The organism is Bradyrhizobium sp. CCBAU 53351, from assembly GCF_015291745.1.
Lineage (GTDB): Bacteria > Pseudomonadota > Alphaproteobacteria > Rhizobiales > Xanthobacteraceae > Bradyrhizobium.
In genome coordinates this window covers 579,141-605,305 of sequence record NZ_CP030059.1, presented here as the reverse complement: position 1 = coordinate 605,305, position 26,165 = coordinate 579,141, and the positions used below count along the sequence as shown (strand labels likewise).

Genomic DNA, 26,165 nt, shown 5'->3' with positions numbered 1-26,165 from the left:
CCCGTTATTGTCTGAGCATGGTCTTTCCGGAAAACCGCTTCTTACGTTCCAGACCGCGCTTAGGCTAATTTTCTCTTAGCGGTCGCAGCAAACGCCGAGGTGTCCACACTTTCGCGTTTGGCAGGCGTTTTGCTTGGCAAAACAAGCCCCAATTCGCTATACGGCGAACAGGGTGGGCTGCCGCAAACTGTGTCCCAGTTCAGGCCGCTGATTCGGTGCAAGCGAAGGTTTGCGCCTGCGCCGGACAAACAATTTGGTTGTTTTTCTGGAATTTTGGGCCAGCCGCCGGCCGATACCGCCGGGCCCGGCAGACGGAGGAGATTGACGGTTCATGCGGAGCGCGTCGGGAGGTCCCCGCGTCTTGTTGAGACGGCTCCGCGAAACCATGGCGGAGCAGGTCTCGGCCCAGGAGCGGCTGGACAAGATCGTGGTGCTGATCGCCGCCAACATGGTGGCCGAGGTGTGCTCGGTCTATGTGCTGCGCATCGACAACACGCTGGAGCTCTACGCCACAGAAGGCCTCAACCGCGAGGCGGTGCACCACACGGTGCTGAGCGCCCATGAGGGCCTGGTCGGCCTCGTCGCCAGCGAGGCGACGCCGCTCAACTTAAACGATGCGCAGAGCCATCCGGCCTTCTCGTTCCGCCCCGAGACCGGCGAAGAAATCTATCACTCCTTCCTCGGCGTGCCGATCCTGCGGGCCGGCAACACGCTCGGCGTGCTGGTGGTGCAGAACCGCGCCAAGCGCAATTACGTCGAGGAAGAGCTCGAGGCGCTGCAGACCACCGCGATGGTGCTGGCGGAGCTGATCGCCTCGGGCGAGCTCTCCGCGCTGGCCCAGCCGGGCCAGGAGCCGGCGGCGCGCCATTCCGCGCAGAAGGTCGGCGCCATCCTGTCGGAGGGCATCGCGCTCGGCCACGTCGTGCTGCACGAGCCGCGCGTCGTCATCAAGGACTACATCGCCGAGGACCTGCCGAAGGAAATCAAGCGGCTCGACACCGCGCTCGCCAAGCTGCGCGCCGATCTCGACCGCATGCTGGAGCGCGGCGACGTCGCCGAGGGCGGCGAGCATCGCGAGGTGCTGGAAGCCTATCGCATGTTCGCCAACGACCAGGGCTGGTCGCACAAGCTGCACGAGGCGGTCGCCACGGGCCTCACCGCGGAAGCCGCGGTCGAGCGCGTGCAGTCCGACACCCGCGCGCGCATGCTGCGCTCGACCGACCCTTATTTGCGCGACCGGCTGCACGATCTCGAGGATCTCGGCTACCGCCTGATGCGGCAGCTGGTCGGCCAGGACCACGCGCCCTCGCGCGAGCAACTGCCCGACAACGCGATCGTCATCGCGCGCGCGATGGGCCCGGCGGCGCTGCTCGACTACGATCGCAAGCGCCTGCGCGGCATCGTGCTGGAGGAGGGCACCGCCAACTCCCACGTCTCGATCGTGGCGCGCGCGCTCGGAATTCCCGCGGTCGGCGAAGTGCCGAACGCGCCCGGCATCGCCGACCCCGGCGACGCCATCATCGTCGACGGCACCTCGGGCTCGATCTATGTGCGCCCGTCACAGGAGGTCGAAGCCGCCTTCGCCGAGCGCGTGCGCTTCCGCGCCCGCCGCCAGGCGCAATATCTGGCGCTGCGCGACCGGCCCTGCGTCACCAGGGACGGCCAGAAGGTCGAGCTGATGATCAACGCAGGCCTTGCCATCGACCTGCCGCATATCGAGGACACCGGCAGCGCCGGCATCGGCCTGTTCCGCACCGAGCTGCAATTCATGGTGGGCCAGAGCCTGCCGCGCACCAGCGACCAGCTGGCGCTCTATCGCACCGTGCTGGATGCCGCCGGCCCCAAGCCCGTCACCTTCCGCACCCTCGACATCGGCGGCGACAAGGCGCTGCCCTATATGGAAGCCGTGATCGAGGAGAATCCCGCGCTCGGCTGGCGCGCGATCCGGCTCGGGCTCGATCGCCCCGGCCTGTTGCGCGGCCAGATTCGCGCGCTGCTGCGCGCCGGCGGCGGCCGCGCCTTGCGCATCATGTTCCCGATGATCTCGGAGGTCGCCGAATTCGATTCGGCGAAGGCGCTGGTCGAGCGCGAGCTCACTTACTTACGCCAGCACGGCCACACGCTGCCTGAACGGATCGACATCGGCACCATGGTCGAGGTGCCCGCGCTGCTCTACCAGCTCGACGAGCTCTTGCGGAAAGTCGACTTCATCTCGGTCGGCTCCAACGACCTGTTCCAGTTCCTGTTCGCCGTCGATCGCGGCAACGCGAAAGTGTCCGAGCGCTTCGACACCATGTCGGCGCCGATCCTGCGCGCCCTGCGCGAGATCGCGCGCAAGTGCCATGCGGCGAATAAGTCGCTCTCGCTCTGCGGCGAGATGGCCTCCAAGCCGATCGGCGCGCTGGCGCTGATCGGGCTGGGCTATCGCTCGCTGTCGCTGTCGGCGACCGCGCTCGGCCCGGTCAAGGCCATGGTGATCGACCTCGATGCGAAGAAGGCCGAAGCCATGCTCGGCCCGCTCCTGGACGCGCCGGCGGGCAGCGTCTCGATCCGGCAGAAGTTGACGGAGTTTGCCGAGGCCGAAGGCCTGGCCTTGTAGCGGGCCTGTCGCCGCCTCCCGCCGCCTCGCCTCTTTCCGCCATTTGAGACTGAACCGATGTCGTCACTCCCCGAAGCCAAACTGGACGTGCTCCTTGCACATCATGCCTCTCTCGAGGCCGAATCGCTGGGGCAGCTCTCCTCCGAACGTTACGTGCAGGTCACGCGCGAGCTGGCCGAGATCACGCCGCTGATCGAAGCGGTGAAGGCCTACCGTTCCGCCGTGAAGGAGCTCGCCGATACCGAGGCGCTGATCGCCGATCCCGCAACCGATGCCGAGATGCGCGGCATGGCGGAAGCCGAACGCGACGAGCTCGCACCGAAGATCCAGGAGCTGGTCCAGAAGATCCGCGTGGCGCTGCTGCCCAAGGACGCCATGGACGATCGCAACGTGGTGCTGGAAATCCGCGCCGGCACCGGCGGCGACGAGGCCTCGCTATTCGCCGGAGACCTGTTCCGGATGTACGAGCGCTTCGCTGCCCTGCAGGGCTGGAAGGTCGAGGTGATCTCGGCCAGCGAAGGCACCGTGGGCGGCTACAAGGAAATCATCGCAGAGGTGCAGGGCCGCGGCGCGTTCTCCAAGCTGAAGTTCGAATCCGGCGTGCATCGCGTGCAGCGCGTGCCTGACACCGAGACGCAGGGGCGCATTCACACCTCTGCGGCGACCGTTGCCGTGCTGCCCGAGGTCGAGGATGTCGACGTCGAGATCAAGAACGACGACCTCCGCATCGAGACCATGCGCGCGCAAGGCGCGGGCGGCCAGCACGTCAACAAGACCGAATCGGCGATCCGCATCACCCACATTCCGACCGGCATCGTCGTGATGATGCAGGACTCGCGCTCGCAGCATAAGAACCGCGCCTCCGCCATGAACATCCTGCGCTCGCGCATCTACGACGCCGAGCGGCAGCGCGTCGACGCCGCGCGCTCGGCCGAGCGCAAGGAGAAGGTCGGCTCCGGCGACCGCTCAGAGCGCATCCGCACCTATAATTTCCCGCAAGGACGCGTCACCGACCACCGCATCAACCTGACGCTCTACAAGCTGCCGCAGGTGATCGCGGGCGAAGCGCTCGGCGAATTGACCGACGCATTGACCACCGAGCACCAGGCCGCGCAGCTCGCCGCCCAAGGCGTCGCGGCCTGACAGGCGCGATCACCGCGAATCAGGTCTCGCCGGAATCCTGGAACGACTTCAGCAGACGCCCCAAGGCCGGGCTCGCGGCATGGCGAAGCTCTTCGAGGTTCTTCCGCGAGAGTGCCCGGAGCTTCTGCTCACCCTTCTTGGTCAGATTGAGGTGCACGCGCCGGGCGTCATTGGGATCGGCAAGCCTGCTGACCAACCCGAGCTTGGCCAGACGGTCGACCAGTTCGACTGCGGAATGATGCCGGATCAGCAGGAAGCGCGCGACATCGCCGACCGTCGCAGGTCCCGGACGGACAAAGCCCTTGATGCCGAGCAGTGCCTGGTGCTGCGTCGGCGTCAATCCTTCGTTCGCCGCCGCCTGCTCGCTGAAGGCCAGAAAGCTTCGGATCTGATAGCGAAACTGCGCCAGCGCCGCGTAATCGGCGTCACGCATCGTACGGCTGTTCGAGCCCGGGGTGGTTTTCGTCGTCTTGGATCGCCGCGCCTGCATCGCCTGGACCGTGCCTGGCCGCCCTGCCTCGACACTGTCAAGCCGGGGACGCGAGCGACTTAGTCCAAAGTAGCAAGATGCAGCCTCGGAACCAACCGGGCCGGTACCGCACATGCACAATTAACCGAATGCCTATTCGAACCCGGACAGCAGGATCTTCACCAGGATGACCTGAAATGCGAGCGGGATGCGGACGCTCTTCCGCCGGATCGAGCGCTGCAGAGCACCAGCGATCTCGGCGCTGGTCAGGCTACCGGCCGACGCGCTGGCGATCAGCTCACCCCACATCTGCGACAGCGAGCCGCCGGCCGGGATCACCGGACTGATGGTCACGCCACAGCCCTGCGCCCAGTCGACGATCTCCCGCATGGTATGAGGGCCGCAATTGCGCGCGGTCGCGAGGCGCTCGGCTGTCAGCGCCAGCAGCAGTTCACGCGAGGGCGACCATGCTCCTTTCGGCGGCTGCTCGCCCGTCAGTTCGACCGCGAGCTCCTTGAGGACGTTCTGGGCGCGTACGCTCAGCTTCTTCATCGGAGCTGGCAGGCGCTTCGCCTGAACGGAGCCGACCGCCGGACCCCGCTCGCCGATCGGCCTGTGACGAGGTTCGGAGACGCGAACCGCTTCGCCGGACGGCGGTGCCGCGCGTTGTTCGTTGCCCTCCGCCGCCGGCCACGCCGGCTCCTGCGGCTCCGTCTCCAGAGGCCAGGACCGCCGCTTTCGCGTGCCCGCTGCTACCGTCCGCCGCGTCATGTCCCTCGCCGAACCCGTCTGCTTCGTACTCACAAAGACTAATATATATCGTGATCCGATATGTTTTCACGTGATAATTTCGGTCGTTCGACCAAAGGCGAAATTGACAGAAGGTCTTCACAAGCAATGTTTAGGTCCAAGAGCTACACGCGGATGTGACGTGCCCGGCGCGAGCAGACCCATCGAGGTCGGTTGCCGCCGGACGGGTTGTGTTTGCCTGCAAACAAGAACGACGTTCGGAGGAAACGATCATGACTGACGATCTCATCCGCCGCGGCCTGTCGCGCCGCGGCCTGCTCCAGACCACGGCGGGCCTCATCGGCGGCTCGGTGCTGCCCGCGATGCCGGCCTTCGCCGAGGACAAGCCGATCGGCTCCTATCCCGCGGGCGTCTCGGGCTCCACCGCCTTCATCGGAATCTCGGTGCCGCGCACCGGCACCTACGCCGTGCAAGGTGAAGACGAGCTCAAGGGTTATCAACTCGCGATCGAGCACATCAACAGCGGTCACGAGCTAATCAAGAAGATCTCGCCGAAGACCAGCAAGGGCGTGCTCGGCAAGGAACTGAAGTTCGGCGTTGCGGATTCCGCCGCCAAGCCGAACGAGGCGGTGCAGGCGCAGCAGCGCTTCATCAGCGAGAACAAGGCGATCATGATTACCGGCGGCACGTCAAGTGCCGTCGCGGTCGCGCTCAACAAGCTCGCGCAACGCGAGAAGGTGATCTTCGTCTGCGGCATCTCCGGCTCGAACGACACCACCGGCAAGGACTGCGTCCGCTACGGCTTCCGCCAGAACTTCTTCGGCCAGACCGCCGCCGCGGCGATCGGTCCGGTCATGGTCAAGGAATTCGGCAAGGGCAAGAAGGCCGCGTACCTCACGCCCGACTACACCTACGGCCACACCGTCACCAAGTCGATGCAGGACTTCCTTGCGACCGCCGGCTGGACCACCGTGACCAACCAGGTCGCGCCGCTCGGCGCGCCGGATTACTCCTCCTACCTGTTGAACGTCGCCAATTCCGGCGCGGACGTCTTGATCAACGTCAATTGGGGTCACGACGCGGTGCTGTCGACCCAGCAAGCCAAGCAGTTCGGCGTGCTCGACAAGATGAAGCTGGTGGTCCCGTATCAGGTGCCGTTCATCGCGCGCGAGACCGGCGGCCTGATGCAGGGCGTCTACGCCGCCACCGACTATTGGTGGACGATCGAGGACAAGTTCCCGCTGGCGAAGATGTTCAACGAGGCCTTCGAGAAGAAGTACGGCTACAAACCGGAATGGGGCGCCGAGAACGCCTATGTCAGCTTCGCGCACTGGGCCCGCATGTGCGAGCAGGCCGGCAGCTTCAACCCGCCCGACGTGATCAAGGCCTATGAGAAGGGCGAGACGATCCCCTCGCTCGTCGGCGACGTGCATTACCGTCCCGAGGACCATCAGTGCATCCGTCCCGTCCTGATCGTGAAGGGCAAGCAGCAGAAGGACATGAAGAACAAGGAAGACTGGTACGACGTGGTCGAGATCGTCCCCGGCGAAGGCCTGATGCAGAAGCCCGACGCGTTCGGCTGCCATCCCGGCGACTATAGCTGAGCCCGCGCTACTCCTCTGACGCCGTAGGTCGCTTCCAGCACCTGCGGCGTCACCTTTTTTGACTCTCCGTCGCGCCCCGCACAGTGACCAGTTCATGATCAGTTGGCCCAACCTCGTCTCGCAGCTTTTCAACGGGCTGGCGCTCGGCGCCTTGCTCGCATTGATCAGCTCCGGCCTGACCATCATCTACGGCACGCTCGGCGTGCTCAATCTCGCGCACGGCGCGATGTTCATGATCGGCGGCTATGCCGGCTTCGTCGCCTACCAGTACACGGAATCGTTCATCCTTGCCGTCATCGCGGGCTCGCTGTTCGTGATGCTGCTGGGCGTGCTCATGGAGCGCGTCATCATCCGCCACTTCTATCATCGCCCGCACGAGGATCAGTTGCTGGTGACCTTCGGGCTCGGCATCTGCTTCGTCGAGCTCGTGCGCCTGGCCTTCTCGAGCCAGTCGCAGCTGGTGCCGCCCCCGGCGCTGTTCCAGGGCATCACCAATCTCGGCTTCATGTTCTATCCGACCTACCGCCTCGCCGTGGTCGGCATCGTCGCGGTCGCGCTCGGCGCGCTGTTCATCGTGCTCTACCGGACCCGGCTCGGCATGATCGTGCGGGCCGGCATCGAGGATTCGGTGATGGTCGATTCGCTCGGCATCAACGTCTACCGCGTCTTCATGGTGGTGTTCGGCATCGGCGCGATGGCCGCCGGCTTTGCCGGCATCGTCAACGCGCCGGTGGTGTCGCTGACACCGGGCATCGGCGACGACATCCTGGTCCAGACCTTCGTGGTGGTGGTGATCGGCGGCGTCGGCTCGTTCCCCGGCGCGATCCTCGGCGGCCTGATCGCCGGCGAGATCATCAGCGTCACCTCCATGTTCAACCCCGGCTATGCCTATGTGATGCTGTTTGCGGCGATGACGCTCGTGCTCGTGGTGCGACCGCATGGCCTGCTCGGCGTCCAGGGCCGCGAGTAAGCGATTTCCCGATGCTCAAGCAACGCCCGTTCCTGATCGAGACCCTGACCGCGATCGGATTGATCGCAGCTCCCTTCGTGCTGCCTCATCTCGGCTTCGCGCCCAACACCGTGAACCGGATCCTGGTCTGGGGCCTGTTCGGCCTCGGCTTCGACATCCTGTTCGGCTTCACCGGCCTGTTGTCGTTCGGCCAGTCCGCCTTCTACGGCACCGGCGGCTTCGTCGCGGCCTACCTTCTGACCCGTGCCGGCTTCGGCAACGTGCTCGGCGCGCTGATCATCGGCATGATCGCGGCGGCCGCGACCGGCTATCTGATCGGCCTGATCGCCCTGCGCCGCACCGGCATCTATTTCGCCATGATCACCGTGGCGATCGCGGAGGTGTTCTTCTTCGTCGAGTTCAATCCGCTCTCCGACTTCACCGGCGGCGAGAACGGCCTGCCCGGCGTGCCGACGCCGAGCTTCGATCTCGGCCTCACCACCATTCACTTCACCAATGGCTGGTCGCTCTATCAGTTTATCGCGCTGTGCTACTTCATCGGCGTCATCATCGCGCTCAGGATCGTGCGCTCGCCGGTCGGCGCCATTTTCAGCGCGATCCGGGACAATCCGCTGCGCGCCACCGCCGTCGGCCACAACATCCACGGCTACAAGCTGACGGCTTTCGTGATCGCAGCGGCCTATGCGGGCTTCGCCGGCGGCCTGCTCGGCGTGCTCCAGGCCTTCATGCCGCCCGACGCCTTCACCTTCGACACCTCGGGCCAGCTGGTGATGCAGACCGCCATCGGCGGCCGCGGCACGCTGTTCGGACCTCTGGTCGGCGCAACCGTCTGGCTGTTCCTGCAGGATTTCCTGCAGTCAGCGCTGGGCTTGGGTGCGGCCTGGAAACTGGTGCTCGGCGTCGTGTTCGTGCTGCTGGTCTGCTTCCTGCGCGGCGGCATCATTGGCGGACTTGCCGATCTCTACCGCCTCGTCTCCGGCAAGCGTCAGCGAACGGAAGCCGAGACTGAACAGGAAGCTGCGGACGCCGAGGCGACACCGCAAGCCGCGCCGGCGCCGATGCAGGCCAAGGAGGTCGAGCACCCCGCTTATTCCGGGCCGATCCTGAAGGCCACCGGTCTCACCAAGCGCTATGGCGGCCTCGTCGCCAACAGCGACATCGATTTCAGCGTCAATCAGGGCGAGCTGCGCGGCATCATCGGCCCCAACGGTGCCGGCAAGTCGACCTTCTTCAAGATGCTGACCTGCGAGATCGCGCCGACGTCGGGCCGGATCGTGTTCGAGGGGCGCGACATCACGGGATTGAAGGTCACCGAGGTTTGCCAGCTCGGGCTCACCAAGAGTTACCAGGTCAACCAGCTCTTCACCGGCCTCACCGTGCGCCAGAACCTGACGATCGCCGCGCTCGCAGAGCTGCGCGGAAAATTCCGGCTTGATTTGTTCCGCAAGCTCTCGAGCGTCAAGGGCCTGACCGAGCAGGTCGAGCACACGCTGGCACTGGTCAATCTCACCCGCCGCGCCGACACGCCCGTCTCCGAGCTCGCCTATGGCGAGAAACGCCGGCTGGAGATCGGGCTTGCGCTCGCGACCTCGCCGCGCCTGCTGCTGCTCGACGAGCCGCTCGCCGGCATGAGCCCGCGCGAACGGGTCGAGACGGTGAGGCTTCTGAAGTCGATCGCGCGCGGCCGCACCATGATCATCATCGACCACGACATGGATTCCCTGTTCGAGCTGGTCGAGCGCGTCACCGTGCTGCAGGAAGGCCGCGTGCTGGTCTCGGGCACACCGGAAGAAATCAAGTCCAACGCCGCGGTGCAGGAAGCCTATCTCGGCGGCGTTCACGGAGAGATCGCCGCATGAGCCTGATCGAGGTCAACGGCCTGAACAGCTATTACGGGGATTCCCACATCCTGTTCGACGTCGCCATGCATGTCGAGCGTCACGAGGTGGTGGCATTGCTCGGCCGCAACGGCGCCGGCAAGAGCACCACGCTGAAGAGCCTGATGGGCGTGGTGACGCCGCGCAGCGGCAGCGTGAAATTCGACGGCATCGACATCGCCGGACGCCGAAGCCACAAGATCGCGCAGGCCGGCATGCAGCTCGTGCACGAGGAACGCCGGATCTTCGGCAGCCTGTCGGTGGAGGAGAACATCCTTCTCGCCGGGATCACCGCGCCGAAACGCTGGCCGCTCGGGCGCATCTACGAGATGTTTCCCCGGCTGAAGGAGCGGCGCAACAATCGCGGCACCGAGCTCTCCGGCGGCGAGCAGCAGATGCTCGCGATCGCGCGGGCGCTGGTGCGCGATCCCAAGATCGTGCTGCTGGACGAGCCGTTCGAGGGCCTCGCGCCCGTCATCGTCCACGATCTCGTCAAGGCGTGCCGCGATCTGGCGGCCGCCGGCCAGACCATCGTGCTGGTCGAGCAGAATCTGGCGGCCACGCTGGCCCTGGCGAGCCGGATCTACATCATCAACAACGGCCATATCGTGCATGAGGGACCGGCGCAGGAGCTGAAGGCCCAGCCGGAACTGCTGCAGCGCTATCTCGGCGTTTGATTAACCGCCGAGCGCCGCGACCATCCGCTTGGCGTGATCGGCGAGCACGGCCATGTCCTCTTTCCGCGTCTGCGCCGGCAACAGCTCGATCCCGGACCTGACCGGCATGACGTGCATGTGCAGGTGAAGAACCACCTGCCCGCTGGCCGGCTCGCTGAATTGCTGCAGGATGATGCCCTCGGCGTCGAACGCCCTCATCGCCGCAATCGCGATCCGCTTGGCGGTTCTCGTCACCGCGGCGAGATCGTCATCGGCGATGTCGAGGATGCCGCGCGCCGGCGCGCGCGGAATCACCAGCGTGTGCCCGGGCGAGCGCGGCATGATATCGAGGAAGGCGAAGCTGCGATCGTCCCTGAACACCTCGAAGCAGGGAATCTCGCCGCGCAGGATCTTTGCGAAGACGTTCTGATCGTCATAGGCCGTCATGGACCCCTCCACGCTTGCGAGGCGTGATCAAACGCGCTCCTTTCCGTTGACGCAAGCAAGCCTGCCGATCTATCCACGATGCCAGGCAGGATGGTTCCATTGACGACAAGCTTCGATCCCGGACACAGCATCGAGAGTGCGCGCCGCGCCCTCGCCGCGCGATTGCGATCGGCCGGCATCGAGGAGTCCGCCCTCGATGCTCGCCTGCTCGTCGGCGCGGCCCTGGAGCTCGATCTGACCGGAATGGTGACGCAGGCGGCGCGAACGCTCACGCCTGAAGAAACCGCACGCCTCGAACGATATGCGCAACGCCGGCTGGCGCACGAGCCGGTCGCTCGCATTCTCGGCGCGCGGGAATTCTGGGGCATGCCGTTCCGGCTGTCCGAGGCGACGCTGGTGCCGCGGCCGGACACCGAGACCGTTGTCGAACTGGCGCTCGAGATTTTTCGCGGGCTGACGATATCGGGACGGCGCCCGCGCATCGCCGATATCGGCGTCGGATCGGGCGCGATCCTGCTGGCGCTGTTGCACGAAATTCCCGATGCGTTTGGCATCGGCACCGATGTCAGCCTGGCGGCGCTCGACACGGCGCGCGACAATGCCGCCGCTCTCGGCCTCGGCGACCGGGCGGCCTTCGTCGCTTGCTCCTATGCGTCGGCGCTGCGCGGCCCGTTCGACCTCATCGTGTCGAATCCGCCCTATATCCCCTCGGCCGAAATTCCGACATTGAGCGTCGAGGTGCGCGAGCACGATCCGCATCTGGCGCTCGATGGCGGCAACGACGGATATGATGCTTACCGCGCCCTTATCCCGCAGGCGGCCGAGCGCCTCGCGCCCGGCGGCGCCCTGATCGTCGAGGCCGGACAGGGCCAGGCGAGAAACATTGAAACCCTGATGGCAGCGGCGGGGTTAACGTTGGACAGGCCGGCCAAGGCCGACCTGGCGGGCATTCCGCGGGCCGTTTCGGCCCGAAAAATGCCCCCATAAAAGCCGGATTGGCCTGCAAAAAGCTCTTGGAATATCCCTTGGGAACGACTACGTTCCGATCAACACATCGGTGCCGGCCCCGTAGACCTACGGGCGAAAGCCGGGCTCTCGGGCGAGAGCTTTACTGATAAAGGTTCCAAGCCGCAGGTCCTGTGAAGCGCGATAGCCAGTGGAGCTGCGCTGCTCTCCGACCGCAACGTGAACGAAAGCCTGATATTGCGCTTGAAGACTTACGCAACAAAGCTGGGCTTGTTTCGGCAGGCAAAATGAATGGGTTCGCTGGCGATCAATGCTGGCGGGTGGGGAACGCGTCCTTGTTGAACGCGACGGTCGACGAACATCGGCAGGGATCAATCCGCTCTTGCGCGCGGTGCGCACGGGCAATGTGAACCGCTGTCGCCAGGTCACTCCTAGCAATCAGTAATGCGTGCAACCTTTAGGGCTGGAATTAAAGGCAGGACATGAGAAACGGTCAGAACAAGCAGCGGATGCGCAACCGCAACAACAATAACAACAACAACAACCGGCGCAGCCAGAACCCGATGACCCGGGTCTACGAGTCCAACGGACCCGACATCAAGATCCGCGGCACCGCTTCGCACATCGCCGAAAAGTATCTCCAGCTTGCGCGCGACGCGCGCTCGTCCGGCGATCCCGTTGCGGCGGAGAACTACTACCAGCATGCCGAGCATTATTTCCGCCTGATCGCGGCGGCCCAGGAGCAGTTCCGCCAGAACCAGCAGCCGCGCGGTGACGAGCCCGTCAGCAGCCACAGCGACGACGGCGAGGACGACGGCGAGAATTTCTCGAATTTCGGCCAGGAGCCGGGCTTCGTCCCGCAGCCGCAGCAGCAGCCTTTCGCGCGCGACCGCGACGGCCAGCGCGATCATCACCAGCGTGATCATCAGCAACGCGACCAGCAGCAGCCTTATCAGCGCGACCAGCAGCCGCGCGAGCACCGCGAACGCGATCATCGCCCGCAGCCGCAATATCAGCCGCAGCCGCTGCCCGCGAACCAGCCGCAGCCCGTCATCGCCGATGCCGGCAGCGTCGATCGCCTGCCGTCCTTCATCACCGGTCCGCAGCCGCAAGTGAATGTCGGCGCCAATGGCGGCCAACCCGGCTTCGAAGGTGGCGGCGGTGGCGAACGCTTTCCGCGCCGGCGGCGCCGGCCGCATGGCCCGCGCCCCGAGCGCGAGGCAGCACCTGCCGCCTCGAGCGACGAAGTCGCGCCCGGCGAATAAGCCTGTTCTGAGTTTGTGAACTGCAATCGTCCCGGCCTCGCCGGGACGATTTTTTTCAGCTGCGCGTCACCGTCGAGGACGGCACCAGCACGGGCTTGGCGAGCGAGGGAATCAGCCGCGCCCGCTCGCGTTTGGCGGGGATCGCACGATAGACCTGCTTGGTGGCCTCGACGATGTGCACGCCGGCAAAGGGCAGCGACAGCGCCGCACCGGCGCGCTCCCACATCTGTGCGGATTTCAGCACCCAGCCACCGGCATAGGGCGGCATGAACAACGCCTCGCCCCAGGCGGTCGGCGTGAACCAGGTCTGGCGCAACAGGTCGGTGATCTGCGAGCGCGAATAGGGCCGGCCGTGACCGAACGGCGTGCTGTCGGTGCGGGTCCACACCCCACGCCGGTTCGGGATCACCGCGATCACGCGGCCCGAGGGCGACAGCACGCGCCACACCTCGCGCAGCAGCGCGGCCGGATCGTCCGACATTTCCAGCGCATGGATCAGCAGGATGCGGTCGACCGCGGCGTCGGGCAGCGGCAGCGAGAATTCGTCGACCAGCGAGGCCAGCGCCGGCCGCCCCGTCGGCCATTTCAGGACGCCCTGGGCCGCCGGCATGAAGGCGATGCAGCGCTCGGCGTCTTCGCGGAACAACCCCAGATAGGGCGTGGGATAGCCGAGGCCGAGCACGCGCTGGCCCTCCGCGCCCGGCCAGCGCTCCCTGATGCCGCGATTGATCATTTGACGCGCCACAATGCCGAGGCGACGGGAATAGAACTCGCGGAGGTCGACGACGTCGATGGTCATGACGGCAATGTAACATGCGTAAGGCCGCGCCTGCGCGCGGAATATTGCATTGCCTGTGCAACGTTAACGCCATATTTGTCTGGCGGGGCTGAGCGCGATGGAGATGACATGGCCGCCGAAATTCGTACTTTCACCTGTTTAAACGACAATTTCGGTTATCTGATCCACGATGTGGAAACCAAGGCAACGGCGTCGATCGACGCGCCCGAGGCTGGCCCGATCGTCCAGGCGCTGGAGCGCGAGGGTTGGCAGCTCACCGACATCCTGATCACCCATCATCACGGCGATCATGTCGGCGGAGTCGCCGAACTCAAGCGGAAATACAATTGCCGCGTCGTCGCGCCGCACGACAAGACCACCGCCATCGCCAATGTCGACCTGCGCGTCGCCAATGCCGACGTGGTCAAGATCGGCAATCTGCTGGCGCGCGTTCTGGAGACGCCCGGCCACACGCTCGACCACATCTCCTACGTGTTCGACACCGAGAAGACGGTGTTCGCCGCCGACACGCTGTTCTCGATCGGCTGCGGACGCGTGTTCGAGGGCACCTACCCCATGATGTGGGATTCCCTCCTGAAGCTGCGCGCCCTGCCCGACGACTTCAAGCTCTATTGCGGCCACGAATACACGGCCTCCAACGTCAAGTTCGCGCTCACCGTCGATCCCGACAATGCGGCGCTGCAGGCGCGCGCGGCGGAGGTGACGAAGCTCCGCGCCGAGAACAGGCCGACCATTCCGACACTGCTTGGCGAGGAGAAGCGGGCCAATGTGTTCCTGCGCGCCGACGAACCGTCGGTCGCAGCCAGGCTGCACATGAAGGGCGCGGATGCCGCCGCAGTGTTCGGCGAGCTGCGCGAGCGCAAGAACAAATCCTGACGCATAAATCCTGACGCGCAAGTCCTGAAGCATAGACCTGACGGGGATCGATGCCGACCGCAGCCGAGATCATCGCTCGCCTTGAACTGCGGCCGCATCCCGAGGGCGGCCATTATCGCGAGACGTTTCGTGACCAGGCCACGGACGCCAACGGCCGGTCGCGCTCGACCCTGATCTACTTCCTGCTCGCACGCGGCGAACGCTCGCACTGGCATCGCGTCGATGCGGTCGAGACCTGGCATTATTATGCGGGCAGCCCCCTGATGCTGCGCATCGCCCATGACGGCTGCTCGCGGCACGAAGTGCGGCTCGGCACCGATCTCGCCGGCGGCGAGCGGCCGCAGGCGATCGTGCCGGAGCAGGCCTGGCAGATGGCTGAGACCACGGGCGAGTGGACCCTGGTCGGCTGCACCGTGGCGCCCGCCTTCGAGTTCGCAGGCTTCGAGCTCGCACCGAAGGGCTGGGAGCCGTAGCGCCTACACCGTCATTCCGGGACGCCGCGCGCAAGCGGCGCGCCCGGAATGACGATCACCTCTTCCTCAGCACCATGTCCTTCGCCGCGATCAGGCCGCCGCCGGCAATCAGAATCGCGGCGATGGCGATGTTGGCGCTGGCCTTGGCAAAGCCGGCGGCGATGAGGAAGCCGGTCGAGAGCAGCGGCGTCGCGTAGGAGGCGGCGCCGAGCACGCGGATGTCGCCACGCTTCATGCCGATGTCCCAGGCGTAGAAGGCCGCCCCGACGGGACCGATGCCGAGGGCGAGAACCGAAAGCCATTGCAAAATGGTCTCCGGCCACACCGTGGTTTCAAGCAAACCGTGCATCAGCGCGGCCAGCGCTGCGGTGGCAAGGCAGAAGCCCGCGACGGCATCCGTCGGCACCGCTTTCAGCCGGCGCGACAGCACCGAATAGGCCGCCCAGACGAACGCGGCAATGAAGGCTGCGATCAGTCCCGGCACCGCCCCCGGTGCAAATCCGCTGGTGTTGCCGGCGAACAGCAGCACGGTGCCGACGAGGCCGAGCACGGCGCCGACGATGTGATGCAAAGCGAGCCGCTCGCCGGGCAGGAACGAGGAGAACAGCACGATCAAGAGCGGCCACATGTAGTTCAGAAGACCGGCTTCGGCCGGCGGCGCGAAGCGGAGCGCGAGGAAATACAGCGCGTGATAGCCGAACAGGCCGCCGACGCCGACGACCCAGACGACGAGCGGCTGACGCAGGCTTTTCGCGGCATCGCCGCGGCCGATCCAGGTGAGCAGGCCGACGAGGCCGCCGATCGCGAAGGTCATGGCCGCGAGCTGAAACGCCGGGATCGTTCCGGTCGCCACCGTCATCACCGAGAGCAGCGACCACATCAGGATCGCGGTCAATCCGATCAGCGTGGCGGTGCGGGGAGTCATCTTGGAAGGCCTCGTCATTCCGGGATGGCGCGTAGCGCCAGACCCGGAATCTCGAGTTTCCGGGTTCGCCGCTCTCGCGGCGCCCCGGAATGACAGGGCATGATGCCCGGGACAAGCCCGGGCACGCCGATGTGCAAAATATCAGCCGGCGTGATGCGATCGCATCACACCATGTATTGGCCGCCGTTGACGGTGAGCGTCGAGCCGGTGATGAAACCGGACTCGTCGGCCGCGAGGAACACGACCGCGCGCGCGATCTCTTCGGGTTCGCCGAGCCGGTTGGCCGGGATCTGCGGGATCACGTTCTTCTCCAGAACGTCCTTCGGCACCGCCTGCACCATTTCGGTGTTGATGTAGCCGGGGCAGATCGCGTTCACGGTGATGCCACCCTTGGCATTCTCCAGCGCGAGCGCCTTGGTGAAACCGATATCGCCGGCCTTCGCCGCGGAATAGTTGACCTGACCGAACTGCCCCTTCTGTCCGTTGATCGACGAGATCGAGATGATGCGGCCGAACTTGCGCGCACGCATGCCCTCGATGACCTGGCGCGTCATGTTGAACAGCGAACCGAGATTGGTGTTGATGACGGCGTTCCACTGCTCGAGCGTCATCTTGTGGAAGGCGGTGTCGCGGGTGATGCCGGCATTGTTGACGAGCACCTCGATCGGCCCGAGATCGGCCTCGACCTTCTTCACGCCTTCGGCACAGGCGTCGAAGCTGCTGACGTCCCATTTGTAGACGGCGATGCCGGTCTCGGCCTTGAACTTCTCCGCCGCCGCGTCGTTGCCGGCGTAGCTCGCCGCGACCTTGTAGCCAGCCGCCTTCAGTGCCTTGCTGATCGCAGCACCAATGCCCCGCGTACCACCCGTGACCAATGCAACACGTGCCATGTCGTATTCCTTCCCTTGGACTCTTCGGACGTTTCTGGAGTGATCGTTTTTTAACGTGGGATTATGCGGTTGGTTTGACGGACATCAAGAACAAAACGCCCGGCGTTGAGCCGGGCGTTTGATTTAGTCGAGGCCTGCGCGATTGCGAAGAATATTTGATTTGCAACCGCTGCCTTTTTAGTCGCGTGCAACGCACTCACCGACGTGTGCAGCGCACGCGCACACCGCGCGTCAGCTGCACGTCAGCTATCGTCAGTCGCGCGCGATGCACATCGCGATGCCCATGCCGCCGCCGATGCACAGCGTGGCGAGACCCTTCTTGGAATCGCGCTTCTGCATTTCGTGCAGCAGCGTCACCAGCACGCGCGCGCCGGACGCGCCGACCGGATGGCCGATCGCGATCGCGCCGCCATTGACGTTGACCTTGGAGGTGTCCCAGCCGAGGTCCTTGTTGACGGCACAGGCCTGGGCCGCGAAGGCTTCGTTGGCCTCGATCAGATCGAGATCGCCGACATTCCAGCCGGCCTTCTTCAGCGCGGCGCGCGACGCCGGGATCGGGCCCGAGCCCATGATCTTCGGATCGACACCGGCCTGCGCCCAGGACACGATACGCGCGAGCGGCTTCTTGCCTTCCTTGGCCGCCTGCTTGGCGGTCATCAGCACCACGGCGGCGGCGCCGTCATTGATGCCGGATGCAGATCCCGCGGTAACAGTGCCTTCCTTCTCGAAAGCGGGACGGAGCTTGGCCATCGCCTCGAGCGTTGCGCCATGACGCGGATATTCATCGGCGCTGACGACGACGTCGCCCTTGCGGGTCTTGATGGTGACGGGAACGATCTCGTCGTTGAACTTGCCGGCCTTCTGCGCCGCCTCGGCCTTCTGCTGCGAGGCGACCGCAAACTCGTCCTGCTGGGCGCGGGTGATCTGCCACTGCCGCGCGACGTTCTCGGCGGTGTTGCCCATGTGGTAGCCGTTGAAGGCATCCCACAGACCGTCCTTGATCATGGTGTCGACGAACTCGACGGGTCCCATCTTGACGCCGCCACGCAGATATTGGGCGTGCGGGGCCATGCTCATGGACTCCTGGCCGCCAGCAACCACGATTTCGGAATCGCCGTTGAGCAGCGCCTGGTAGCCGAGTGCGACCGTGCGCAGGCCCGAGCCGCAAAGCTGGTTCACGCCCCAGGCCGGGCTCTCCACCGGGATGCCGGCGCCGATCGAGGCCTGACGGGCCGGGTTCTGGCCCTGGGCGGCGGTCAGGATCTGTCCCATGATGACCTCGGAGACCCGGCCGGGCTCGATGCCACCGCGCTCCAGCGCGGCCTTGATGGCGATAGCGCCGAGATCGTGGGCGGGAAGGGTCGCGAACGCGCCGTTGAAGCTTCCGACCGGGGTGCGGGCGGCGCTGACGATGACGACATCGTCTGACATGGGCATCTCCTGAGGCTTGAGGTTTCTTTGAAAGGGGCAGGCGGGGCTTTAGGGAAACGGCTCGCCAGTCTCGTCAGCCATCCTGTTAACGTCGTTGAGGCATGTCAATCGGCCGGCGACCGAATTCATGCCGCAGCGCATTCAAAATAGCGTTCTTGGCGCTTTCGCAAGCAAGATTTTGCTCCGCGATTAACCGTGCCGCACAAAACGGTAGCGTGACCCCTTTGAAAATGCTTATTTTGTTGCGTTGCGTACTCTTCCCGCCCTGCGGCATGGCCCGTCGGGTTCCCGTTCTCCGCGCTTGCAAGTGAGAGCCCATGGCGAAATCAGACCAACCCACCACCATCAAAAAATACGCGAACCGCCGGCTCTATAACACCGGAACGAGCACCTATGTGACGCTGGAAGACCTCGCCGCGATGGTCAAGGATGGTGAGGATTTCCTGGTCTATGACGCCAAGACCGGCGACGACATCACCCGCTCCGTGCTCGCCCAGATCATCTTCGAGCAGGAGAACAAGGCCGGCCAGAACCTGCTCCCGACCACCTTCCTGCGCCAGCTGATCCGCTTCTACGGCGACAGCATGCAGATGGTGGTGCCGAAATATCTGGAGCAGTCGATCGCGACCTTGACCCAGGAGCAGGAGAAGTTCCGCAAGCAGATCGCCAATACCCTGTCCGGCACTCCTTTTGCTCCTTTGGAGGAACAAGTCCGTCGCAACATGGAGCTGTTCCAGCAGACCTTCTCGATGTTCAAGCCCTTCGTCCCGCCGCGCCCGGGGGCCACTGCAGAGACGGAGACCGATGCGACCGCAGAAGCGCCGAAGGACAGCAATATCGACGATTTGCGCCAGCAGATGAAGGAAATGCAGGAACGCCTGGAGCGGATGTCGAAGAAGGACGAATAATCCTTTCTATGCCCCGGCGCCCCAGGTGAGCCGGAGGATGCGCCATGTCCGACCGAAGCTCCCATTGGGACAACGGCTACGCCACCAAGGGCGAGACCGAGGTCAGCTGGTTTCAGACCAGCCCCTCGACCTCGCTCGCGATGATAAGGGCAGCCGATCCCGATCGCGAGACTGCCATCATCGATATCGGCGGCGGCGCCTCGCGTCTGGTCGATGCGCTATTGCAGGACGGATATCGCGACGTCGCCGTCCTGGATCTCTCTGCCCACGCGCTTGACGCAGCCAAGAAACGGCTCGGCGACACCGCATCACGTGTCGATTGGATCGTCGCCGACGCCACGACGTGGCGGCCGCCGAAGACCTACCAGATCTGGCACGACCGCGCCGCATTTCACTTTCTGACCGATCCGCAGGACAGGACGGCTTATGTCGAGCGCCTGCGGTCCGCGGTTGCCCCCGGCGGCCATGTCATCATCGCGACGTTCGCACCCGATGGTCCGGAGAAGTGCAGCGGCCTGCCGGTGCAGCGCCATGACAGCGCCAGCCTTCTCGCAGAGCTCGGGCCGGACTTCGCGCTGATCGAGACGCGCCGCGAGACGCATCATACGCCCTGGGATTCGACGCAGGCGTTTCAGTTCAGCCGGTTTCGGCGACGCGGATAGATCCCGTCATGGCCGGGCTTGTCCCGGCCATCCATGCGTGACGGCGTGCGAGGAAGAACGTGGATGCCCGGGACAAGCCCGGGCATGACGACTGAGAAGCCCCGATCACGCCGCCAGCTTCACTGCATGAGCAAAGTCCCAATAGAGCTTTCGCGCTCTTGTGTAGAACGGGCCCGGCTTCAGCTCGCGCTCGTCGATGCGGATCACCGGGGCGACCTTGGCGAAATTGCCGGTGGAGAAGATCTCGTCCGCGGCCAGGAAGTCGGCATAGCGCAACGTCTTCTCGACCACATTGACGCCGTCGCCGCGCAGCAGGCTGATGACGCGCTGGCGCGTGATGCCGTTGAGGAAGGTGCCGTTGGGCACCGGCGTATAGACCACGCCGTCCCTCGCCATGAACACGTTTGAATTGCCGAATTCCGCGACGTTGCCGAGCATGTCGAGCATCAGCGCGTTCTGGAAGCCGCGCGAGGCAGCTTCCGCGAGCGCGCGCGAATTGTTCGGATAGAGGCAGGCCGCTTTCGCCTCGACCGGCGCGCATTCGGCAGTCGGCCTGCGGAACGGCGACAGGGTGATGGCGTTGCCGACCGGCTTTGGCATCGGCGCCTCGTAGATGCACAGGCACCAATTGGTGGTCTCGGGGTCGAACAGCACGCCGCCGCCCGCGCCGTTCTGCGCCCAATACATCGGACGGACATAGAGCTCGGCATTCGCCGCAAAGCGAGCAATGCCTTCATTTGCCAGCGTCAGCCAGGTGCCGGTATCGACCACCGGCTTCAGGCCGAAATTGATCGCAGATTGATTGGCGCGCGCGACGTGACGGTCGAGATCGGGCGCGACGCCCTCGAAGGCGCGGGCACCGTCGAACACCACCGACCCGAGCCAGGCCGCATGCGTGCGCGGGCCCATGATCGGCACGTTGCCGTCGTGCCATTTGCCCTCGAAGAAGGTCCAGCTCGGCGAATATTCGATCGGCTTCTTGATTTCGGCCATATCCGGCCTCCCTTGGAATATCCGGCCACTATTGTCCCAATTTCTAAACGATTTGCTGCCCGATTGGCACCCTCTGCTGGAGGGCAGACAAGCCAAACAGGCTATAATGCGGGCAATGATACGGAGTTCGCCATGCCGCTCGATCCGCTCGCAAAGCGCTTGTTGACCATGATGGCTGCGGCTGCGCCGCCGGCGCGAAGCCGGCCGAGCGTGGAGGCGCGGCGGCAATCGCTGGCCAAGCTGATGCAGTTCGCGCGCGCTGATGCGCCTGACGTGACGACACGCGACGGCGTGCTGCCCGGCCGCGCCGGCGAGCTGCCCTATCGTCTCTACACGCCAGCAAATGCCGGCGAGCTTGCACCCGGCTTCGTATTCTTCCATGGCGGCGGCCTCGTCGCCGGCAGCATCGCCACGCATGATCGCATCGCGGCCGCGCTGGCGCATGCCACCGGCTGCCGCCTGGTTTCCGTCGATTACCGGCTCGCGCCGGAGCACCGATTTCCTGCCGCGGTCGACGACGCCATCGCCGCCACCGAATGGATCGCGCGCGAGGCGGCATCGCTCGGCATCGATGCGGACCGCCTGGTGGTCGGCGGCGATTCCGCCGGTGCAACGCTCGCTGCGATCGTATGCCAGGAGGCGGCGCAGACCGCCGGCCTTGCCATCGCCGCGCAATGCCTGATCTGCCCGGTGCTGGACTTCGAGGAGACCTCGCCCTCACGTGAGGCCTTCGCCGAGGGCCATCTGATCGATCGGGTCACGATCGAAGCCGATCTGTCCGACTACCTGCCTGACGGTATCGACACGGCCGACCCGCGCGTGTCGCCCCTGCGCGCCACACGGCTCACGGGCCTGCCGACCGCGATCATCCACACGGCCGAGTACGACCCGATGCGCGACGAGGGCAATGCCTATGCCCGCAAGCTGCTCACTGCCGGCGTCGCCGTCGAGCATGTCTGCCACGACGGCATGGTTCACAATTTCCACGCCATGGGCGCGATCCTGCCGCAGGCGCAGCTCGTGCTCTCGCAGATCGGCGAGCAGGTGCGCCGAGCGGTGGCGAAGTAGCGCGAATCACACGCGCGCGTCGAGCACGGCCCTGGCTGCCGTGACATAGTCAGGCCAATGCATGTCCGCATAACGCTCCGCCTGCCAGGCGCAAGTCACGTCGGGCGCATGCGCGGCGGCAATCATGCGCGCAAACCGTTCTTCGGCAACCGTCGTGTCATCGCGCATCGGCACGGGGGTGGCTGCCCTTGCGGCCGGAGCGACGGCAAGCCCGGCCATTCCGGCGAGCAGGATGCGGCGTGACGTGGTCATGGCTGTCGTCCTCCATTGTCCGGCCTGCAGTCTGGCGGGCGAACCTGTCGTGCAATTCTCGCAGAGTAGCCGCGGACGTCCGTGCCGTCCATCGCTCGCCGATATCGCTTGACCACACGAACGATCACGTTCCATCTAGCACGCGATTTCGCCACCGCCTTCCACGCGTCGGATTGTCACGTGTCCCCTCACCGCCCATCGCGTCGTCCGACCTTGCGCGCCGTCGCGATGGGACTGGCCTGCGTGATGCTGTCGGCCAGCGCCGCCTTCTCTGCCGAAGATGAGGACGACGAACCGGCGAAACCTGCGATCCCGAACATCTATCTCGATCTGCGCACGACCTATGCGTCGATTCCGGCCGGCACGCTCGGGCTCGGTTTCGGCACCACGTCGCTGTCGGCCGCGCTCGAAGCCCTGGCGGTGCGCCGAGGCGCAACGCTGCCGAACGGTCTGCCGGCCGCGAAGTCCATTGCCGTCGACCTGCCGCTGACCGTCGACGTCAACGACCGCGTCTCGCTCTACGGCGGCGTGTCGGGCTCGACGACCGACATCGGCGGCGGCTGGTCGACGTTCGACGTCACGAGCTGGAACATCGGCGTGCAGGCCGACCTCCACCGGCAGGACGGCGGATCGATTCCGACCATCACGCTGCAATCGACCCTGACCCAATCGGTGCCGAACGATCAGGGCATGACGAACTCGCTCAACAACATTCTGGAATTCGACTACGCGCTGGACGAAGACGAGACGCGGGGCTGGCTGGCCGGCATGCAACATACCTACACCACCATCGCCAGCCCGTTCGCCAGCATCCGGCCGAACACGATCCTCTATGCCGGCGGCTATTACCAATGGCCGAGCAACTGGAAGTTCACGGGCCGCCTCGGCATGCAGTCGTTCGGCGGCGCGCAGCTCGCCGGCCGAACGCTGGCCGAGTCCTTCACGCAGCCCATCCTGCGGCTCGACCTCGACCGCATGGATGACAATGACAACCGCCTGTTCGGCGTCACCGCGCAGATCGCCTGGACGCCGAAGCCGGCCTACCAAGTGACCTTGCGAACGCCGCTTTACGCCGTGCGCAATTGACTGTGATCATGGTGGACAGCTGGTAAAGCCAATCTACCGCTTGTTCCGGCATCCCAGGGCGGTCGCACTGGCCCGGCCTTGACGATGAGGGACTTTCGCAGGGCTTTCGGACCCCCGTGGTGGCTTCTCCCGGCCAAGGACTGCCGGTCGGTCTTATGGCCGCCGCGCCCATCCGGTTACCTCTCGGCAATATGCTTGCGACAGACTGGGCCGGAGTCACGCGGGAGGCTGCGAATGTCCCATCTGGTCCCGGAACGGACGCTACTTGCTGGGAAAATCTTCTTCAATTTCGGCCAGTCGACGATCGATTGCGTCGTGCGACGGCTGACCGACGAGGCGGCGACGCTCGAGATGGAGAGCGGCCTCGGCGTGCCCGAGCGCTTCCAGCTTCGGCTGGCGGGGCGCGAGGTCCTGACCTGTCGCGTGGTCTGGCGATCGGACCGTCAGGTCGGGGTCGCTTTCGAGGAGCCGAGCAATGTCGAGTCCCTCGCCGGCGAGGAGCGAAGGCGCTCGTCCGATGCGCTGATGCGCGGGCAGATGCTCGCACTTCGCGCAGCACTTGATTTCGTCCCGCTCGGCATTGTTCTGCTGGATGCCAATCTCCGTGCGAAGTTGATCAACCGTGCCTTCCGGGAGATGTGGCTATTGCCGGACGAGGTCGCCAACAGCAATCCGTCATTCGTGACCCTGATGCATCACGGCCGCGACACACTTGCTTACGAGATTCCGCCGGCTGAACTTGAAGCTTACGTCGCAGAGCGGGTCCGTCACGTCCAGGCGGGTGACGCCTCGCCGCTCGATCTGCGCCGCACCAAGGGTGACGTCGTGCGGATGCAGTGCACGCCACTGCCCGACGGCGGGCGAATGCTGACCTATACGCCAGTCACCGACATCGTGCGCTATTCCGACGAGCTGAAGCTGCTGCGCGACGCGCTCGAGAATGTCGAGGACGGCGTGCTGCTGCTCGATCGCGATCTCAACGCAAGCTTCATGAACAGGCGGATGCGCCGGTTCTGGGATGTGAGCGAGCAGGAGGCGGCGAGCCGACCGACCTATGCATCACTGGTGAGCCGGGTCCATCGCGCGAGCGCTCCGGACCTTCCGGCAAACGAGCTGACAAAATTTCCTGCCAGGCGGGTCGCCGAGGTCAAGGCCGGCGACCATGTGCGCGACCTGCAGACGCCGGACGGAAGGCGCATCAGGGCCCATTGCACCACGATGTCGAATGGCGGCCGCATGCTGACCTATGTCGACATCACCGACCTCACGCAAAAGGCCGCGATGCTGGAGACGCTCGCGACCACCGACTCTCTTACGGGCCTCTACAATCGCCGCCACTTCCTCGAATCCCTCGATGCGGAGTGGAGCCGGTTCCAGCGCTATTATCGCTCCGTCTCGGTGCTGATGCTCGACATCGACCACTTCAAGTCGGTCAACGACCGCTACGGCCATGCCGTGGGCGATGCCGCGATCAGAGCGGTTGCAGCCGCGTGTCTCGATGGCAAACGCAAATCAGACCTCGTCGGCCGCCTCGGCGGTGAGGAGTTCGCCGTGCTGCTGCCCGAAACCAGCCTGTCACGTGCGAGGACAGTCGCCGATCGCATCCGCAAACGCGTGATGAGCGCGCAGATCATCGCCGGCGAGATTCGATTCGGCGTCACCGTCAGTGTGGGCATCGCGGAGGCGACCGTCAGCATGTCCGGCATCGACGCGCTGATGAGCGCCGCCGATCAGGCGCTCTACCAGGCCAAGGCCGAGGGCCGCAACCGCTGCATCGCCTTTGTGCCACCAGCGCCCGCAAGCAAGGCGGCGGAGTGATCGACACTATTGCGGCGGCACCGGAGCGTCGAACGCGCTCTGCGGATTGACGACGTCGTCGAGATCAAGCGCGAGCGGCTCGCCCGTCGCGAGGAATGACGACAATTTGGCCTCGAACGGCGCCGGATCGAGGCCGCGGGCCTTCAGCCATTCGGGCTCGTAATAGGTCTGCCGATAGCGTTCGCCGGAATCGCAGATCAGCGTCACCAGCGATCCCACAACGTTGGCCTGACGCATCTCCGAGGCGAGCCGGCACAGCGCGAGGAAATTGGTGCCGGTGGAGCCGCCCACCGGGCGGCGCAGCCGGCGCGACAGCACGTTCATCGCCGCGATCGTGGCCGCATCCGGGATCTTCATCATGCGATCGACCACGCCGGGCACGAAGGACGGCTCGCAACGGGGACGGCCGACCCCCTCGATCAGCGACGGACGATCGCAGACATGGGAGCGGTCCTGCGAGCGGAAGCAGTCGAAGAAGGCGGAATGCTCGACATCGGCAACGCACAGACGTGTCGGATATTGGCGATAGCGCAAATAGCGTCCGATGGTCGCCGAGGTGCCGCCGGTGCCCGCGCCCATCACGATCCAGTCCGGCAGCGGGCGCCGCTCGCCCTGCAACTGCGTGAAGATCGATTCGGCGATGTTGTTGTTGCCGCGCCAGTCGGTCGCCCGCTCGGCGAAGGTGAACTGGTCCATGTAATGGCCGTTCAGACGGGCGGCGAGCGCGGCGGCTTCCGCATACAGCGCGCGGCCATCGTCGATCAGATGGCAATTGCCGCCATAATGCTCGATCGCGGCGATCTTCTCCGCCGACGTCGTGCGCGGCATCACTGCGTAGAAGGGGACGCCGATCATCTGCGCGAAATAGGCCTCCGACACCGCGGTCGATCCCGACGAGGCCTCGACCACGGGCGTGCCTTCGCGGATGTGACCGTTGCAGAGCGCGTAGAGAAACAGCGAGCGCGCAAGGCGATGCTTCAGGCTGCCGGTCGGATGGGTAGACTCGTCCTTCAGATAGATGTCGATGCCTGACAGCGCCGGCACGATCAGCCGGATCAGATGCGTATCGGCGGTGCGGCACTGGTCGGCCTCGATCGCGGCCACGGCCTCATCGACCCAGCCGCGGCGATAGGCCGGCCCGGCCGGATCGTGGTGGCGGAAGGGGAGCGGCTCCATCGGCATGACCAGGCGATTCCTCGAAAACTGTCGTCCATCTAGCACGAGGCGCTTCGTGCACG

At 65.2% G+C, this 26,165-nt stretch carries 25 protein-coding genes; 15 read left to right on the top strand and 10 right to left on the bottom strand.

The features are described 5' to 3' along the window. The first annotated feature begins 331 nt into the window (after positions 1-331). Positions 332-2,599: a phosphoenolpyruvate--protein phosphotransferase gene (gene ptsP, locus XH83_RS02850; protein ID WP_194405582.1), complete on the top strand. Its 2,268-nt coding sequence runs from the start codon at positions 332-334 to the stop codon at positions 2,597-2,599. A 57-nt stretch (positions 2,600-2,656) separates the two neighbouring features. Further along, entirely contained in the window at positions 2,657-3,742 is a 1,086-nt protein-coding gene (gene prfA, locus XH83_RS02845; protein ID WP_194405581.1) for a peptide chain release factor 1, read from the top strand. A 19-nt stretch (positions 3,743-3,761) separates the two neighbouring features. On the opposite strand, the gene XH83_RS02840 is transcribed toward prfA, so the two are convergent. Beyond that, positions 3,762-4,175 carry a MarR family transcriptional regulator gene (locus XH83_RS02840; RefSeq protein WP_349643190.1) on the bottom strand — a complete coding sequence of 138 codons (414 nt, stop codon included), beginning with the start codon at positions 4,173-4,175 and terminating at the stop codon, positions 3,762-3,764. Between the two features lie 189 nt (positions 4,176-4,364). Beyond that, positions 4,365-4,982, bottom strand: coding sequence for a hypothetical protein (locus tag XH83_RS02835; RefSeq protein ID WP_194405579.1), 618 nt, complete (start codon positions 4,980-4,982; stop codon positions 4,365-4,367). 251 nt (positions 4,983-5,233) lie between these two features. Between XH83_RS02835 and XH83_RS02830 the strand changes: the two genes are divergently transcribed. The 4 genes from XH83_RS02830 (at position 5,234) to XH83_RS02815 (ending at position 10,089) form a co-directional block, all read left to right on the top strand. After that, positions 5,234-6,565 carry a substrate-binding protein gene (locus XH83_RS02830; RefSeq protein WP_194405578.1) on the top strand — a complete coding sequence of 444 codons (1,332 nt, stop codon included), beginning with the start codon at positions 5,234-5,236 and terminating at the stop codon, positions 6,563-6,565. A 94-nt stretch (positions 6,566-6,659) separates the two neighbouring features. Then, the gene (locus XH83_RS02825) at positions 6,660-7,535 is read left to right on the top strand and encodes a branched-chain amino acid ABC transporter permease (RefSeq protein ID WP_194405577.1); all 876 of its coding nucleotides are present in this window, start codon (positions 6,660-6,662) and stop codon (positions 7,533-7,535) included. 11 nt (positions 7,536-7,546) lie between these two features. Then, the gene (locus tag XH83_RS02820) at positions 7,547-9,394 is read left to right on the top strand and encodes an ATP-binding cassette domain-containing protein (protein WP_194405576.1); all 1,848 of its coding nucleotides are present in this window, start codon (positions 7,547-7,549) and stop codon (positions 9,392-9,394) included. After that, positions 9,391-10,089: an ABC transporter ATP-binding protein gene (locus XH83_RS02815; RefSeq protein ID WP_194405575.1), complete on the top strand. Its 699-nt coding sequence runs from the start codon at positions 9,391-9,393 to the stop codon at positions 10,087-10,089. Before XH83_RS02820 ends, XH83_RS02815 begins: the two co-directional genes overlap by 4 nt. On the opposite strand, the gene XH83_RS02810 is transcribed toward XH83_RS02815, so the two are convergent. Continuing rightward, positions 10,090-10,515, bottom strand: a complete 426-nt coding sequence (locus XH83_RS02810; RefSeq protein WP_194405574.1) for an HIT family protein — start codon at positions 10,513-10,515, stop codon at positions 10,090-10,092. A 90-nt stretch (positions 10,516-10,605) separates the two neighbouring features. On the opposite strand from XH83_RS02810, the gene prmC reads away from it, so the two are divergent. Further along, complete coding sequence (prmC, locus tag XH83_RS02805; RefSeq protein WP_194405573.1) at positions 10,606-11,502, top strand: peptide chain release factor N(5)-glutamine methyltransferase; 897 nt, start codon at positions 10,606-10,608, stop codon at positions 11,500-11,502. A 461-nt stretch (positions 11,503-11,963) separates the two neighbouring features. After that, on the top strand, positions 11,964-12,746 hold the full coding sequence (locus XH83_RS02800) for a DUF4167 domain-containing protein (RefSeq protein WP_194405572.1): 783 nt from the start codon (positions 11,964-11,966) through the stop codon (positions 12,744-12,746). A 55-nt stretch (positions 12,747-12,801) separates the two neighbouring features. Here the strand turns inward: XH83_RS02800 and XH83_RS02795 are convergent, their stop codons facing one another. Beyond that, positions 12,802-13,545 carry a methyltransferase domain-containing protein gene (locus XH83_RS02795; RefSeq protein ID WP_194405571.1) on the bottom strand — a complete coding sequence of 248 codons (744 nt, stop codon included), beginning with the start codon at positions 13,543-13,545 and terminating at the stop codon, positions 12,802-12,804. A 108-nt stretch (positions 13,546-13,653) separates the two neighbouring features. On the opposite strand from XH83_RS02795, the gene gloB reads away from it, so the two are divergent. Next, entirely contained in the window at positions 13,654-14,421 is a 768-nt protein-coding gene (gloB, locus tag XH83_RS02790) for a hydroxyacylglutathione hydrolase (protein WP_194405570.1), read from the top strand. A gap of 50 nt (positions 14,422-14,471) precedes the next feature. Further along, positions 14,472-14,894, top strand: a complete 423-nt coding sequence (locus XH83_RS02785) for a cupin domain-containing protein (RefSeq protein WP_194405569.1) — start codon at positions 14,472-14,474, stop codon at positions 14,892-14,894. 55 nt (positions 14,895-14,949) lie between these two features. On the opposite strand, the gene XH83_RS02780 is transcribed toward XH83_RS02785, so the two are convergent. The 3 genes from XH83_RS02780 to XH83_RS02770 form a co-directional block, all read right to left on the bottom strand. Then, the gene (locus XH83_RS02780; protein WP_194405568.1) at positions 14,950-15,819 is read right to left on the bottom strand and encodes a DMT family transporter; all 870 of its coding nucleotides are present in this window, start codon (positions 15,817-15,819) and stop codon (positions 14,950-14,952) included. 164 nt (positions 15,820-15,983) lie between these two features. Beyond that, on the bottom strand, positions 15,984-16,709 hold the full coding sequence (gene phbB / locus XH83_RS02775) for an acetoacetyl-CoA reductase (RefSeq protein WP_097666290.1): 726 nt from the start codon (positions 16,707-16,709) through the stop codon (positions 15,984-15,986). A 252-nt stretch (positions 16,710-16,961) separates the two neighbouring features. Continuing rightward, a complete protein-coding gene (locus XH83_RS02770; protein ID WP_194405567.1) occupies positions 16,962-18,140 on the bottom strand; it encodes an acetyl-CoA C-acetyltransferase in 1,179 nt (392 codons plus the stop codon). A 317-nt stretch (positions 18,141-18,457) separates the two neighbouring features. Here XH83_RS02770 and phaR point away from each other — a divergent pair, with 317 nt between their 5' ends. Together phaR and XH83_RS02760 are read left to right on the top strand one after the other, a co-directional pair. Continuing rightward, positions 18,458-19,048: a polyhydroxyalkanoate synthesis repressor PhaR gene (phaR, locus tag XH83_RS02765; RefSeq protein ID WP_194405566.1), complete on the top strand. Its 591-nt coding sequence runs from the start codon at positions 18,458-18,460 to the stop codon at positions 19,046-19,048. A 44-nt stretch (positions 19,049-19,092) separates the two neighbouring features. Beyond that, positions 19,093-19,710, top strand: coding sequence for a trans-aconitate 2-methyltransferase (locus XH83_RS02760; protein ID WP_194405565.1), 618 nt, complete (start codon positions 19,093-19,095; stop codon positions 19,708-19,710). Positions 19,711-19,815: 105 nt separating this feature from the next. Here the strand turns inward: XH83_RS02760 and XH83_RS02755 are convergent, their stop codons facing one another. Then, positions 19,816-20,703, bottom strand: a complete 888-nt coding sequence (locus XH83_RS02755; protein ID WP_194405564.1) for a branched-chain amino acid aminotransferase — start codon at positions 20,701-20,703, stop codon at positions 19,816-19,818. 132 nt (positions 20,704-20,835) lie between these two features. Between XH83_RS02755 and XH83_RS02750 the strand changes: the two genes are divergently transcribed. After that, positions 20,836-21,771 (top strand): alpha/beta hydrolase, encoded by a 936-nt coding sequence (locus XH83_RS02750; protein WP_194405563.1) that lies wholly within the window; start codon positions 20,836-20,838, stop codon positions 21,769-21,771. A 6-nt stretch (positions 21,772-21,777) separates the two neighbouring features. On the opposite strand, the gene XH83_RS02745 is transcribed toward XH83_RS02750, so the two are convergent. Continuing rightward, a complete protein-coding gene (locus tag XH83_RS02745) occupies positions 21,778-22,023 on the bottom strand; it encodes a hypothetical protein (protein ID WP_194405562.1) in 246 nt (81 codons plus the stop codon). 213 nt (positions 22,024-22,236) lie between these two features. Here XH83_RS02745 and XH83_RS02740 point away from each other — a divergent pair, with 213 nt between their 5' ends. Together XH83_RS02740 and XH83_RS02735 are read left to right on the top strand one after the other, a co-directional pair. Further along, positions 22,237-23,109, top strand: a complete 873-nt coding sequence (locus XH83_RS02740) for a hypothetical protein (RefSeq protein WP_194408144.1) — start codon at positions 22,237-22,239, stop codon at positions 23,107-23,109. 234 nt (positions 23,110-23,343) lie between these two features. Then, positions 23,344-24,927 carry a sensor domain-containing diguanylate cyclase gene (locus XH83_RS02735; protein ID WP_194405561.1) on the top strand — a complete coding sequence of 528 codons (1,584 nt, stop codon included), beginning with the start codon at positions 23,344-23,346 and terminating at the stop codon, positions 24,925-24,927. A 6-nt stretch (positions 24,928-24,933) separates the two neighbouring features. On the opposite strand, the gene XH83_RS02730 is transcribed toward XH83_RS02735, so the two are convergent. Then, positions 24,934-26,103, bottom strand: a complete 1,170-nt coding sequence (locus XH83_RS02730; protein ID WP_194408143.1) for a PLP-dependent cysteine synthase family protein — start codon at positions 26,101-26,103, stop codon at positions 24,934-24,936. Positions 26,104-26,165 lie beyond the last annotated feature (62 nt).